The organism is Candidatus Poriferisodalis sp. (genome assembly GCF_965215815.1).
Lineage (GTDB): Bacteria > Actinomycetota > Acidimicrobiia > Acidimicrobiales > Poriferisodalaceae > Poriferisodalis.
In genome coordinates, this window is the sequence record NZ_CBDCEO010000013.1 from 344,195 (window position 1) to 358,571 (window position 14,377).

At 66.0% G+C, this 14,377-nt stretch carries 10 protein-coding genes and 1 pseudogene; 5 read left to right on the forward strand and 6 right to left on the reverse strand.

Going from position 1 to position 14,377, the window contains the following annotated elements; all coding sequences use genetic code 11:
- Positions 1 to 21: 21 nt before the first annotated feature.
- The 3 genes and pseudogenes from ACOOHB_RS11505 to ACOOHB_RS11515 all read right to left on the reverse strand — a co-directional run.
- Positions 22 to 441, reverse strand: a complete 420-nt coding sequence (locus ACOOHB_RS11505; RefSeq protein ID WP_420446902.1) for a YbaK/EbsC family protein — start codon at positions 439 to 441, stop codon at positions 22 to 24.
- A 189-nt stretch (positions 442 to 630) separates the two neighbouring features.
- Entirely contained in the window at positions 631 to 1,962 is a 1,332-nt protein-coding gene (locus ACOOHB_RS11510) for a Fic family protein (protein WP_420444981.1), read from the reverse strand.
- 126 nt (positions 1,963 to 2,088) lie between these two features.
- Positions 2,089 to 3,141: pseudogene (locus tag ACOOHB_RS11515) on the reverse strand (LLM class F420-dependent oxidoreductase); the annotation flags it as partial.
- Positions 3,142 to 3,209: 68 nt separating this feature from the next.
- On the opposite strand from ACOOHB_RS11515, the gene ACOOHB_RS11520 reads away from it, so the two are divergent.
- Together ACOOHB_RS11520 and ACOOHB_RS11525 are read left to right on the forward strand one after the other, a co-directional pair.
- A complete protein-coding gene (locus tag ACOOHB_RS11520; protein WP_420444982.1) occupies positions 3,210 to 4,418 on the forward strand; it encodes an acyl-CoA dehydrogenase family protein in 1,209 nt (402 codons plus the stop codon).
- A 108-nt stretch (positions 4,419 to 4,526) separates the two neighbouring features.
- Complete coding sequence (locus ACOOHB_RS11525) at positions 4,527 to 6,128, forward strand: FAD-binding oxidoreductase (RefSeq protein WP_420444983.1); 1,602 nt, start codon at positions 4,527 to 4,529, stop codon at positions 6,126 to 6,128.
- Positions 6,129 to 6,237: 109 nt separating this feature from the next.
- Here ACOOHB_RS11525 and ACOOHB_RS11530 read toward each other — a convergent pair whose 3' ends face one another.
- Entirely contained in the window at positions 6,238 to 7,923 is a 1,686-nt protein-coding gene (locus ACOOHB_RS11530) for an ABC transporter substrate-binding protein (protein ID WP_420444984.1), read from the reverse strand.
- Positions 7,924 to 8,152: 229 nt separating this feature from the next.
- Here ACOOHB_RS11530 and ACOOHB_RS11535 point away from each other — a divergent pair, with 229 nt between their 5' ends.
- Positions 8,153 to 9,070: an LLM class F420-dependent oxidoreductase gene (locus tag ACOOHB_RS11535; protein ID WP_420444985.1), complete on the forward strand. Its 918-nt coding sequence runs from the start codon at positions 8,153 to 8,155 to the stop codon at positions 9,068 to 9,070.
- A gap of 53 nt (positions 9,071 to 9,123) precedes the next feature.
- Positions 9,124 to 11,106 (forward strand): ABC-F family ATP-binding cassette domain-containing protein, encoded by a 1,983-nt coding sequence (locus ACOOHB_RS11540; protein ID WP_420444986.1) that lies wholly within the window; start codon positions 9,124 to 9,126, stop codon positions 11,104 to 11,106.
- A gap of 36 nt (positions 11,107 to 11,142) precedes the next feature.
- Here ACOOHB_RS11540 and ACOOHB_RS11545 read toward each other — a convergent pair whose 3' ends face one another.
- On the reverse strand, positions 11,143 to 11,970 hold the full coding sequence (locus ACOOHB_RS11545) for a metallophosphoesterase family protein (RefSeq protein ID WP_420444987.1): 828 nt from the start codon (positions 11,968 to 11,970) through the stop codon (positions 11,143 to 11,145).
- A 173-nt stretch (positions 11,971 to 12,143) separates the two neighbouring features.
- Between ACOOHB_RS11545 and surE the strand changes: the two genes are divergently transcribed.
- Entirely contained in the window at positions 12,144 to 12,959 is an 816-nt protein-coding gene (gene surE / locus ACOOHB_RS11550; RefSeq protein ID WP_420444988.1) for a 5'/3'-nucleotidase SurE, read from the forward strand.
- A gap of 52 nt (positions 12,960 to 13,011) precedes the next feature.
- Here surE and ACOOHB_RS11555 read toward each other — a convergent pair whose 3' ends face one another.
- Positions 13,012 to 14,310 carry an MFS transporter gene (locus tag ACOOHB_RS11555; protein ID WP_420444989.1) on the reverse strand — a complete coding sequence of 433 codons (1,299 nt, stop codon included), beginning with the start codon at positions 14,308 to 14,310 and terminating at the stop codon, positions 13,012 to 13,014.
- Positions 14,311 to 14,377 lie beyond the last annotated feature (67 nt).

Sequence of the window (14,377 nt, forward strand, 5' to 3'; positions counted from 1 at the left end):
CAGCCGCTGAGCCCGCGACAGTCAATCGGCAACGAAATCGGCGACCTCCGCCCCACTGGCGCGCATCAGCTCGCTGGGCGTGAGCTCGAACACCGTGTCGGGCGTCCCGGCCGCCGCCCACACGGTGTCGTAGACCAGCAGCGCTCGGTCCGCCACTGCCCGCAGCGGCCGAGCATGGCCGAACGGGGGCGTTCCGCCGATCGCATAGCCAGTGGCTTCCCGCACCCCATCGGCGTCGGCTCGCGTGATCGTGCCGCCGAGCACCGCCCCGAGCCGCGCTGTGTCCACACGGTTGGAACCCGATGTCAGCGCCAGCACGGCCTCGCCGTCGCAAAGGAACACGAGCGACTTCACGATCTGGCCCAGCTCGCAGCCCACTGCAGCAGCCGCTTGCACGGCCGTGCGCGTGCCGTCGGGAAAGCGCAGGATCTCCGGCGCCATCCCCACCTCGCGAGCTCCGGCCAGGAACCGCTCGCGAGCATTCACCCGTCGTCCCCTCCTGCTTCCGCGCAGCACGATGGGCTGGCATGGGCTGCGTTCATCGTGCGGCATTGATGGTGGGTGTTGTCTGTCGCCCGACAATTGTGAGCGCGGCACGCAGCGTCATCGACACGACACTGGCGGCAACACTCAGCCACGAGCAATCGACTCGACGACGGCGGTAGCGATCCGCTGCGCCGCTGCGCTCGGCCACAGCGCCTCGATCCGATCATTGGGCAGCCGCGCAATCCATCGATCAACATTGGGTAGCTCCAACGTCAGCTCGGCGACGCCAGGCGAGTTCCTGTCGTCTCGAAACCACATGCGGTTGCCAGCAGGGTCCGGCATTGACCAGAAGATCGACGGGCCGCCCGCGATTCCACGAGAGTTCCTGACCTCATAGCTGCGGAATCCCGTCCATGCGAGGAAACGTCTGCTGGGCAAACCAGGAACGTTCGCATCAATGCGGAAGAGCCAGGAGTTGGCCTCTGGATCGCTCTGCGACAAAGCGGCGTAGTCATCAACGGAGAGTTCCGCGTCGTACCAACGGGTGGACACGGTTCCACGGTCCCCAACCGAGGAATTGAGTGCGTCTTCAACCAGAGAGAACAGCAGCCGAACTGCGTCGTTCCAAATCGCTGCCTGACGCTCTTGGGCCTTCAGCAGCTCCGCATGCGCCTTGTCGTAGCCCTGTTGGGCCGTCGCCGCACGCTCCAAGTCGCGCAATGCGTCCTCGGCACGAAGCAAGATCAATTCGGCGATGAGCTCAAGGTTGCCACCGAGGTCGGACTCCGCAAGAGCCTCGTAGTAGCGGAGCCGGTCTTTGCGGCGGATGATGACGCTCGGGAAGCCTCCCCTCACGAGTTCTAGGTTCATGACTGCCCGAGATGTGCGCCCGTTGCCATCAGTGAAGGGATGAATGTGGGTCAGCCATGCGTGCAGGACGACCGCTCGCAGGAGCGCGGACGCGTCTGCGTTTGCAACGGACCAGCGTTCCCAATCTTCGATCCCAGACATCACTTCGTCCCATGTGGACGGAGGCTCGTGCGGTGAGCCCGCGATGATGACGGGTGTGGAGCGAAAAAGGCCAGCACCAGCACCTTCACCGAGCACCAAGGAATGCAACTCCTTCACTTGATCGATGGACGTAGGCGACGGATCTTGGGCCAATTCGACGACGCGTTCTAGCGCCCGGGACAGATTCACAGCGTCAGCCGAGTAGGCCGGGTCGTGACCGGTGATGGTGATGCCGCGCAGCACCGCCATCTGGGTCTCTCCGACACCGAGCGTGCTGCCCTCAATCGCATTCGATTCGGCGATTTGCTCAAAACGCTTGTCGCCGAAGTAGGCGCGAAGTGTCTGCTGGGTGAGATGCCCTTGCGAGCGCAGCAATTCCACCCGTTCGTGGAGCCGCGCAGCGCGCTCAAAGACCCACCCGGCAGTGGACTCAAGGCTGTACGGGCTGCCGGTGAGGTCAATCATCGCTTCCGCACTTCCGCTCGCGCGCACACGTCGGCGAAGCTACATGGCCCCTTAAGCGATCAAAGGCGAGCGTCAGCTTGTCCGTGCGGTAGCTAGGGCTCCTGCCCGTGTGAACAAGCCGGTCGGCTACTCAGCCCACGCCTTGATCTGAGAGATGACCTCGAGGGGGTTCTCGGTCTCGGGTGGGATGTCGATGTCGAGGTAGCTCACACCTACCGAGCGGTACACCTCGACACGCTCCTTTACCCGCTCGGGATCGCCGGTGAGGCTCGCACGGTCCACGTAGTCGGCAGGCACCGCGGCGAATGCCTCGTCGCGCTTGCCGGTCAGGAACAGGTCCTGGATCTTCTCCGCCTCCTCCACATAGCCGTAGCGCTTGAACAGGTCGTTGTAGAAGTTCTTGTCGCGTGCGCCCATTCCGCCCACGTAGAAGCCGACGTTGTTCCGCACACCCGTGCGCACCGAATCGACCATCGGGCCGTCGCCGAGCGCCACGGTGCCGCCGGCCACGATCTGCAGGTCGCCGAGGTCGTCGGCCCGGCGGGAACCGCCGGTCTCCAAAGCCTCGCCCCACACCTCGTTGAACTTCTCGGGAAGGAAATGAATCGGCTGCCAGACGTTGGCCAGCTCTGCGGTCAGCTCGACGTTGCGCGGCCCGATCGAAGCCACCGCAATCGGGATGTCCTGGCGATACGGCTTGCCCATGCGCTTGAGCGGCTTGCCCAACCCGCTGCCCTCGCCCTCGGGCAGGGGCAGGCTGATGGCCCGGCCGTCGTGGACAACCCTTTCGCCTGACCACACCTTGCGGCAGATCTCGATCACGTCACGGGTGCGCCCGAGCGGCTTCGAGAAGGGCACGCCGTGCCAGCCTTCGATCACCTGCGGTCCCGAGGTGCCGAGGCCGAGGATGAAGCGGCCTTCGGAGAGGGTGTCGATCGTCATTGCCGTCTGGGCGATGATGGTTGGGCTGCGCGAGTAGATCGGCAGGATGCCGGTCATCAATTGGACGCGCTCGGTCTTGGCCGCGACGTACGCAAGGGTGGAGACCAGGTCGAAGCCGTAGATCTCGCCGCCCCACAGCATGTCGACGCCGGCCGCTTCGAGATCGGCCACATGCCGACTCAGCCGCTTGGGATCCAAGCTCGCACCGGCTCCAATCGCCATGGATATCTTCATCGATGTACTCCATCCGCTGGGGGGTCGGCGCGCATGTTAGAAGCAACACCACACCGACGTCAGGCCAACGCATGAGCGATGCCACGCACACGGATACCAGCAAAGTCCCGAATGACCCCTCAGTCGACGACACCGCCGACGAGATCATCGACACGTTGCGTCGCTGGGTGGACGACGTTGTCGTGCCGGGATCGTCGGCGCTGGAGCTTGCCGACGAGTACCCCACCGAGATGGCCACCCAGATGGAGGCATTCGGTCTGTTCGGCGCGACCATCGGCGAATCGCACGGCGGCCTCGACCTCGACCACCTCACCTATGCGCGGGTGATCGAGGAACTCTCACGGGGCTGGATGTCGCTCGCAGGCATCGTCAACAGCCATCTGATCTGCGCCAAGCTCATCTCGCAGTTCGGCACCGCAGAGCAACAGGACCGCTCGCTAACGCGGATGGCCACCGGCAAGCTGCGCGGCTGTTTCTCGCTGTCGGAGCCCGACAGCGGCTCCGACGCCGCCGCCCTGCGCTGCCGAGCCGTCCGCGACGGTGACGAGTTCGTCATCAACGGCACGAAGATGTGGGTCACCAACGGCGAGCGCGCGGGCATCGTGGCGCTGTTGGCGCGCGTGCCCGAAGGCGACGCGTCCGGCAGCTCGGGCATCACCTGCTTCCTGGTGGACAAGACGCCGGGGAAGACCTCGGGCGGCATCACCGTCAGCCGCAAGATCGACAAGATCGGGTACCGGGGCCTCGAGACCGTCGAGATGTCCTACGTGGACCACCGCGTGCCCGCCGACCGGGTACTCGGCGGAGATAAGGGAATCGGCAACGGTCTGCGCTGGGCACTCGCCGCGCTGGAGCTGGGCCGCATCAACGTGGCGGCCCGGGGAGTGGGCGTGGCCCAGGCCGCCTACGACGCTTCCGTGGCCTACGCGAAACAACGTGAGGCCTTCGGCAAGCCCATAGCGAAGCACCAGGCCATCGCCTTCAAGATCGCCGAGATGGCCACCAAGCTGCACGCGGCGCGCCTCATGACCTACGACGCCGCACGCAAAGCCGATGCCGGCGAACGGGTTGATCTCGCCGCGGGCATGGCCAAGCTGTTCGCCTCGGAGACGGCCGCCGAGCTGGCGCTGGACGCCATGCGCATCCACGGCGGCAACGGATATTCCACCGAATACCCCGTGGAGCGCTTCTACCGCGACGCCCCGCTGATGATCATCGGCGAGGGCACGAGCGAGATCCAGAAGCTCGTCATCAGCCGCGTCCTGCTCGCCGACGACTGAGTCCCGCCTCGTGCTGCGAGGAGCGAGCGGCCGACCGATCCTGCTGCTGCGCGCCTAGCTTGGCGCACGAGCGCTGGAGGGTGCTCGACGAAGCCGGAGGAATGTGCAGTGGCAGACCGGAAGTCCTTCTGGGCGTGGTGCTTGGAGTCCGAAGAGCCGACCGATGCCGAGCGGGCGGCGCTGGCAGCGAAGCTGTCGACCCAGTACGGCACTGAGATCACGGCAAAGCCGGTGCCCTCGGTCGACGACGCCCACCTGCGCGCGCCGCGCATCCCGATTCCGGACTCGGTCGCGGACTGGTGCTCGGTAAGCACCTACGACCGTGCCCGCTACGCCTACGGCGCCCACTTCACCGAGCGTGTGCGGGCCTTCAACCTGGACTTCCCCAATCCGCCCGACGTCGTGGCGCACCCTCGCAACGAGACCGAGGTGGAAGCCACGCTCGACTGGTGCGATGCCAACGGCTACATCGCCGTGCCCTACGGAGGCGGATCGTCGGTGGTCTGGGGTCTCGCACCCCCCGAAGACCGCGGTCCCACCGTCATCATCTCGCTGGACCAACTCGACCAAGTGCTCGAGATCGACGACGTGTCGCGGGCGGCTCGCATCCAAGCCGGTGTCTTCGGACCGCATCTCGAAGACCAGCTGCGCCCCAGCGGACACACGCTGCGCCACTTCCCGCAGTCGTTCCGGTTCTCGACGCTCGGCGGCTGGATCGCCACCCGCTCCGGCGGCCACTACGCCACCAACCACACCCACATCGACGAGTTCGTGGAGTCGACGCGGATGATCACACCATCGGGCTGGTGGGAGTCGCGCCGCCTGCCGGGCTCGGGAGCGGGCCCCAGCCCCGACCGCATGGTGATCGGTTCGGAAGGCATCTACGGGATCATCACCGAGGCGTGGATGCGCATCCAGAAGCGGCCCACGTTCCGCGCCACAGCCGGCATCACTTTCCCATCGTGGGAAGCCGGGTACGGCGCCGTGCGACACCTTGTCCAGGCGAAGCTGTGGCCGGCCAATCTGCGAATCCTCGACCCCGCGGAGGCTGGCCGTGCCGCCGGGATGGACGGCGAGCACGCACTGGTCATCGTGTCGTTCGAGTCAGCAGAGCTGACCCAGCGCCACAACATCACACAAGCCGCCGAGATCGCACGCAGTTGCGGTGGGCACCTTCCTGACGACGAGATCCAAATCGACGACGGCACGGGGACGCCGACGGGCCGCGGCGGTGCCGTCGGGGCATGGCGCAGTGCGTTCATCGGCGTCGGCAATGGTGTCGAGACCTCGCTGGGCCTCATCAATGACACCTTCGAGACGGCGATCACCTGGGACCAGTGGCCCGAATTCGACGCCGTCGTGCGCGAGAAGGTAGGGGCGGTGCTCGCTGAGGTGTTCGGCGATCACCACTCGCTCTCGTGCCGGTTCACCCACGTCTACACCGACGGCCCGGCTCCGTACTACACGTGGTCAGGCATGGGCACCCAGGGCGGCGAGCTCGAGCAGTGGCAAACTGTCAAGGACGCCGCCAACGAAGCGCTCGTGTCCGCAGGCGGAACCGCCACCCATCACCATGCGGTGGGCCGAATGCACCGGCCGAACGCGTACGACCGCCAGCGCCCCGAGCTGTTCGCCGAGGCCATCCGAGCCGCAAAGAAGCGCCTCGACCCCAACGGCATTCTCAACCCCGGCGTGCTCATCGACCCATAGACGCGACGAGCGGCCGCCGCTGCCGAGATTGCTCCCGGCGGCGACGACCGCTCTGTCTCGCTCAGTCAGTCAGGACTAGCGGCAGCCCCGACTCTGATGCGGCGCCTGCCTAGCGGCAGCCGCCGTCGTCCTTGTCCCAGACGCAGTTGCCTGAAGCGCCGTTCACGTCGATGACGTTCGAGACGATCCAGGAGTGCGTGGACGAGTCGTACTGGCTGAAGTCCGTGCCCTCAATCGGGAACGCATCTGCGTTGCCGTTCATGGCGAACGTGATGCCATCCAGGAAGATCGGGTGATGGATGTCAATCGCCCGCACCGACAGGATGAAGTTCGTCCGGTTCAGGCCGCCCGGCAGCTCCGCAGCGATGCGCAGTGCCTCGACGTACGGGTAGCCAATCATGTAGCCGTTGCCGAACATCGCGATGTCGGGATCGAGATCGTTCGCCTCCAAGCTCGCACGGACGAACTGGATGAAGGCGTCGCCCTCGATCAGCACCGGGTCGGTGGTGTCCTTGACACCGCCGCCGACGATCAACCAGTCGTGGCCGTCATCGCCAGCGGGCGAAATCCAGCTGGCGGGCGCCTTGCATACCGATGGGGTGAAGGCCGCAGACAGCTCTTCCTTCAGACCCGAAGCCGCCACCTCTTGAATGGCCAGCAGGCACGCGTTGCCCGCGGTCATCGAGATGTAGACATCCGGATCGCCTGCTGCGATCGTCGTGATCTCGTTCGTGATCGTCGGCGATGCCGGGTCGTGACGCACCGGGATGAACTCCGACACAACGTCGGGATTGTTGTGCGCGTAGTCCTCGAAGCCCAACTCGTAGGCCAAGCCGAAGTCGTTGTCCATCACCAGACCGGCAACCCTGACCGGCAGCTCGCCGGCAAGGTTTTCCTTGATCCAGTTGCCCCACAGCACAGATTCCGTCGAATAGGACAGGATGCTGCCAGTGGTCCATGGATGCACCTCGGGGTCGCCCCACGCCGGGTGGCCCGTCCACACGAACGGCTGCGGGATGCACTCGGCGTTCAGCGTGCCGTACACCGCCAGCGTGTTCGGCGAACCCAGAGTGTGGATGGAGAAGACGTTGTCGTTCTCGATCAGCTCGTCGACGAACTCAATGGTCTGTGCAGCGACATAGGCATCGTCATAGGACTTCATCACGACATTGCGACCGGCAATACCGCCCTCGGAGTTGACGTGGCCGAGATACGTCTGCCAGCCGAGTCGAGCGTTGCCGTACAGCGCCAGCGTGCCTGACTGCGGGCCCGTCTGGCCGATACGGATCTCATCATCGGTGATGCCCTCGGTGTTCGACCAGTCGTCAGGGCACTCATTCAGGTCGATCGAGAAGCCCTCGGGGCCGCGCAGGATGTTGTCGTCGCCGACGCCGAAGTCGCCGGACTCGATGCCAGCGGTCAGCCGCTCAACGACCTTCGCGCGACGGAACTCGGCTTCTGCGAAGATGCCCTCGATGGTGGAGCGGTCGACCTCCATCATCTCCTCCTCGTCGGCCATCTCCTCTTCTTCGGCCATCTCGTCGTCTTGCGACGCCTGCTCGATGACGTCCTGGCTGAGGCCGCCGGCCTCTTCCTCAGGCTCGCCTTCGGCCATCTCCTCTTCTTCGGCCATCTCCTCTTCTTCGGCCATCTCCTCTTCTTCGGCCTTGGCCTCGGTGGTCTGCGTCTCGGCAGCGTCGTCGCCGTCGTCGTCGCCGCCGCAGGCGGCTGCTACGAGCGAGAACGCGAAGAGCAGCGCTAGCAAGCGCAGAAGTCGGTTCTTGGATAGTTGCATGGGTTCCTCCTCGGTGGAACTGCAGCCACCGCGGCATCGCGAGGTGAACGACGAGGGCCGTGGCCCTCAACCGTCCCCCAAAGACCGCTGCGGCGGTTCGCGCGAGAGTAATCGCGTTGCGCTGAGCGTTTTTCGCTGACTTGCGACGATCCTGTGACAATCCCGGACTTGGACGATGGATTTTCGATTGCACGGCACGCTCGAGCTGCTCGGAATAACGTGTCGGCCCATGGAATGGGGAGTCACTCTGCCGCACTTGGGGCACGTCGGTACACGCGACGGGCTCATTAAGTTCGCCTCGGAAGTCGACCAGCTCGGCTTCGCCTCGGGCTGGGCGTCCGATCATGTCTGTTGGCCCGCCGAGCTGGTCTCGCACTATCCCTATACGGACGACGGTTCGTTCCCGGCGCCGCCGAAGACAGGATGGCTCGACCCCATCGGCACGCTGCAGTTCGTTGCAGCGGTCACTGAGAACCTGCGGTTGGGTTTCAGCGTGCTGATCCTTCCCTACCGACCACCGGTCGAGACGGCGAAACGCCTGGCGACCATCGACGTGCTGTCGAATGGCCGGCTGATCCTGGGCGTGGGCGTGGGCTGGATGCGCGAGGAAGCCGAGGTGCTGGGCATGCCGTGGGACCGCCGCGGCAAGCGCTCTGACGAGCAGCTCGAAGTGTTCCGCACGTTGTTCTCCGAGGATGACCCGAGCTTCGACGGCGAGTTCTATTCATTCCCGACGGTCGGCTTCGAGCCCAAGCCCGTGCAGGACCCGGTGCCAGTATGGGTGGGCGGCAATTCGGCGGCGGCGTATCGGCGCGTCGCGCGCTACGGGCACGGCTTCCATGCGGCATTCGAACCGCTGGACGACGTAATGACCGGCTGGGCGCAGGTCGGCGAGGCATGCGACGCTGCAGGTCGCGACCTCGGCGAGATCACCCTGTCGTTGCGTTACTACCTCGACCCGGCGTCGGCGATGAAGCCGGCGGTGTCGATTGCCGGCAGCACCTCCCAGATGATCGACAGCGTGGGCCACGTCGCAGATACCGGCGTCACGCATCTGGTGCTGGACCCGGTCGCGCGCGGTGGCATCGAAGGCCGCCTCGACGCGCTGCGCGGCTTCATGGCCGATGTCGCACCTCACTTCGCCTAGCCCTCGCCGGCTCGTATCCGCCCAAGCTGGCGGTCCACCGGCAGACTCAGGCCGTGCTGTGGGCCTCATCGCTTGCCAAGTCATATCCGCCGAGGCGGCTGTTCGCTGATGTCAGCGTGCAGCTCGCTGCTGGGCGGCGGGTGGCGCTCGTGGGCGGCAACGGAATCGGCAAGACAACGCTGCTCGAGATCCTGGCGGGCATCTCCGAGCCAGATGAGGGCGAAGTCCACCGCCAGAGCGGACTGACCCTCGGCTACCTGCCTCAGGAACTCGACGACATCACCGAAGGCACCGTGCTCGAGGCGACGCTGGCGGGTGCAGGCGACATCACCGCGATGACGGCCGAGCTGCGCTCGCTGGAGCAGCGCCTTGCAGATGTCAACGCCGCCGACCACGACGGTGTGCTCGCACGGTACGGCGAGCTGGAGGCCCGCTTCCGCCAGCTCGGCGGTTACGGCTTCGAGGCGGAGGCCCACCGGGTGCTCGCTGGGCTGGGCTTCGCTCCCGACGATGCGCAGCGCCCCGTCGCACAGCTGTCAGGCGGCTGGAGGATGCGGGTCGCACTCGCGCAGCTGTTGCTGTCGAAGCCCGATGTGCTGCTGGCTGACGAGCCGACCAACCACCTCGATGTCGACTCGGTGGCCTGGCTGGAAGAACAGCTCGCATCGTGGGACGGTGGGCTGCTGTTCGTCAGCCACGACCGCGACTTCATCGACGCGGTCGCGAATCGGGTCATCGAGATGGACGGCGTCAGCGCGTACGAGCACGTCGGCGGCTTTGCCGAGTTCGTCGTTGCTCGCGAGGAGCGCATTGCGGCCGCGGAAGCGATCGCTGCCACGCAGGCGCGCCGCCGGGCGCACACCGAGCGGTTCATCGAGCGCTTTCGCTACAAGGCCACCAAGGCCCGCCAGGTGCAGAGCCGGATCAAGGCGCTGGCGAAGCTGGAGCCGGTCGAGGTCCCGAGCCGCAAGGAGCTGACGGCACGTTTCGGCTTCGGCACGCCGCGGCGCTCGTCGCGGGTTGTCGTGGAGCTGATCGGCGCTGCGCTGGGCTATGCCGACGGCGACGCACCGGTGCTCGAAGGAGTGGACCTGGTCATCGAACGCGGCACCACGGTGGGCGTCGTCGGGCCGAACGGTGCGGGAAAAACGACATTGCTGCGAGTGCTGCAGGGCGAATTGGGGGTTCTCGGCGGCGAGCTGCACCGGGGCCGCAATGTGGATATGGCAACGTTCGCGCAGCACCTCACCGAGGTCATGGATCCCCGACGCTCGGTGGTGGAGGAATTCACCGCGTCAGTTGGCGACCAGCCGGGCCGGAACGTGCGCACGATGCTCGGCGGGTTCGGGTTTGCGGGCGATGCCGCGGACCGCAAGGTTGCGGACCTGTCCGGTGGCGAGCGGACGCGGCTGGCACTGGGGATCACTATGGCCAACCCGGTCAACCTGCTCGTGCTCGACGAGCCCACCAACCACCTCGACCTGCCGAGCTGCGACATGCTGGAGGATGCGCTGTCGGTCTATCCGGGCACGGTGTTGCTGGTAACCCACGATCGCCATCTCATCCGCAGCGTGGCCGACTCGCTGATCGTTGTGCGCGACGGCACCGCCACCCTGCACCCCGGCGTCGACGAGGATCTGCTGCGGCCGCCGGGGCTGAGTACGAGACGGACCGCTGGAGGGAGCACCGGCACTCGGATCACCGGGGGCCGATCCGATGGCGCCCCCGAAGCATCGACGTCACGGGCAGTCGCGGCCGAGCGCCGCCGCGAGGGAGCCAGCAAGCGCCGGGCTGCTCACGACGCGACTGCGGATCTGCGTTGGGCGCTGGCTGCCGCCGAGCGCGGCTGGGAGATCGCCGAACACCGCGTCGCAGAACTGCAAGCGCTCCTCGGTGATCCGGCTACTTACGACGACCCAGAACTCGCGCGCCGAGTCGCCAAGGACTACGGCACTGCCAAGTCCGACGCTATGCGCCACATGACCGAGTGCGAATCATTGCAACGACGCATCGACCGCATCGCGGCTTCCCTGTAGCCGCCTTCGATCGCAGTCTGGGTTCCAGCGCCCGTCTCAATACAGCTCCGCGCAGCCGTCGGGGGGCGGCGTGACGGCCACATGGTCAACGGAGACCGTTCCGGCGCTGCCGTCTGCGTGCTGGGAAAACGTGACCAGGCAGGCAGTCCCGTTCGACGGTATTCCCATCGGGGCGCCCGGGTACCACGCGATGACATGACCGACTGAAACGTCGGTGGGCACGTGCCAGTGGCCGAGTGCCACGTAGTCGGCGTCGGTGGCTTCGATCTCTTCGGCGGCAATCGGCGATGACCGGTGCGCATCGTCAGCAGTGCGCTGGAAGTGTCCATGACCCGCTGCGATGAACCAGCCAGCATCGGGACGGGTTGGCACACCGGCGAGGGGGCGGTAGTCGGAGTCATGTGAGTCCATTGCGCGGCCCCACAGGGTCAGGTCGTGCTCGCCGAAATGCAGCGTTGCACCCTCGGGATCGTCGAGGAAGATCACGCCAGCGCCGGTGACTTCGAGGCGGTGCTCGTGATCAGCGTGGGTGCCCCACAACGTCCGCTCGTCGTGGACGTCGTGGTTGCCGGGAATGATCACAACGGACGCCTCGACACCGCCGAGCAGTCCCATCGTGTGCGCCACATCGGACCGTTTCAGCCGGGCGTGGTCGAACAGGTCGCCGGCGATCAGCAGCACATCGGCTTCGTGGGCCACGGCGGTTTCGGCCAAGGCATGTATGGGGCACTGACAGACATCGCGGTGCGCCCCATGGGGTCCCCGGACATGGCCGATGTGAACATCGGACGTGTGCAGGACCCGCAACGTGTGCCCGGTGGGCGACAACGCCTTCGGAGTCTCAGTCTCTGTCAGCCCCTTCACAGCGAAACAGCTTGCCACGGCGCACTGACGAAGACTTCAGCCGGAGATTTCAGGACTCAGCTACTGGCACGACATCGCGGAAAACCGCCTGTCAGCTGGGTGTCAACCGTGCGGCATCACCCGTTCGCAGGCCATACATCGGTATGTCACCCCTGGGCGCTACCTTCGGCACGGTGCGGATCCTGGTGACCAACGATGACGGCATCGAATCCGAGGGCCTGCACGTTCTCGCCAGCGCGATGACGGCTCACGGCGACGTCGTGGTGGTCGCACCCGACTCCGAATACTCGGGAGCTGGAGCAGCGATCGGTCCCTTGCACCTGATGGATCCGGAGGTTCACAAGGTGCGATTCGAAGGCATCGAAGACGCCTGGGCAGTGTCGGGAGCGCCGGCGCTGTGCGTGATGTTCGCCCGGCTCGGTGCCTTTGGGCCCGTCGACCTGGTCGTATCGGGCATCAATCCAGGGGCGAATGTAGGTCGTTCGGTGTACCACTCGGGCACCGTCGGAGCGGTGCTGACCGGCCGCAATGGCAACATTCCAGGCTTGGCAGTCAGCCAGACCGTCGAGGGATTCGGTGTCGAGGGCCAAGGCTGGGAAGATGCCATCGCCGACCAGAAATGGCATGCAGCAGCCGAAGTCGCCAGCGTCGTGCTCAGCGGCCTGCTCGCCGACGAGCACGACTCGGCATGGGCAGTGAACCTCAACGTTCCGAATTGTGAGGTCGCCGACATGAAGGGCTGGCGACTCACCGAGGTGGGCACACTGCCACCGCGCTCGATCACCTCGGTCACCCTCGAACCGCACCCAGACAACGCTGACGCGTTCCGGGTCGCGATGCACTGGGGCGATGCGGTCGAGATGCCTATCGACGTCGACACTGGCGCGGTCATGGGTGACTACGTCTCGTTGTCGTTCCTGTCGCGCATCACTGCCCAGTCGCAGGTGCCCGACTCGAAGCTTGCTGCCTGTCTCGACGGGCTTTTCTGAGGGGTCGTACCGGCCGGCAGACGTGCACTTGCCGCAGTAGCAGCGCTGCTTATCAGGCTGTCAGGCGCCCGGTCACTCGAAAGTTCCGAACCAGCATGAACGCGGCCGCGATGCCCAACACCACGGCCACCCAGGCACCCCAGCTGGCGAGATCGGAGTACGCGCGGTGCTTCACCGCCAAGCCTGAACTCACCCCGGCGGCAGTGCCGAATGCCGTCATGAGCACGTCGGCGGTGCCCTGTACGCCCACACGCCGCTCGACCGGGAATGAGGCAGTCAGCAGCGAACTCGCGGCGACCACGCAGCAGCTCCAGCCGATTCCGACAAGAAACAGCCCAGAGAGCAAGCCAGTGGCGTGCTCAGCCTCGGTATTGGCGGCGGTCGCAGCGCCGACGGCGAGTACGAGCGCACCGAGGACGATCATGATCTGGCCGCCGACCCGGTCGACCAACCACCCGACGTATGGCGAGAACGCGAACATGCCGGCGATGTGCAGCGACAGCATGATGCCGATGATGAAGGAGTTCTGGTCGCCTTGGAACATGTGAATCGGCGACACCGTCATCACGCCCACCATCACGGCCTGCGACAGCATCATCCCGATGAGGGCGATCGAGGCCACCGGGTGGGCAAAGATGCGCCCCGCTTCAGCCAGGCTCGGCAGCTTCACCCCCGCCGACCCCGCGTCCACCGCCACTACGTGCAGTGGATCGGGGCGCAGCCGCCGGGAAATGTTCAGGGCCGCAATCAAGAAGAGCCCCAGCGCCAGCACATAGGGCAACGCGAATCCACTCAGGGAGTCGCTGTCGGCAAGCAGGCTCTTCGCCCCCAACCCCACCGTGGGCCCGAGTACTGATCCGATGGTGCTCGCCCACAGCACGAGGCTGATTGACCGGGCGCGGGTCTCGTCGGTCGCCAGGTCGGCGCCCGCGTAGCGGGAGGCCAAGTTGGCAGCTTGGCCTGTGCCGATCATCACCATCCCCACAACGAGCACTGAGTAGCGCCCGACGAAGCTCGACAGCATCGCGATGGCGGCACCGGCAGCGCCGATCAGATAGCCGCCGGCCAGTCCGGCGCGGCGCCCATGGCGTGCCATGACGGCGGCCAGCGGGATGCCGGCAAGCGTGCCGCCGAGGCTGAGGCACACGGCCGCGAGGGAAGCTTTCGACTCGTCCCCGGTCATCTGCTGCGCAATCAAGGTCGCCGCGGAGAACGATGCCGTCATGGCGAGCCCACCAGGGATGACGCCGAGCTGCAGAACCCTGATGGTGCGGCGAGCCAGTTCATCGCGCTCGGGCGTGCCGGGGAGGTATGCGTTCCCCTCGCTGCCCGCCGACAAACTCTGCACCATCGATCTAGCCTCCCCGTCGGCGTGCGGGATCCGCTCCGGGACCGTTTGGGAACGCTACTGCGGGGCA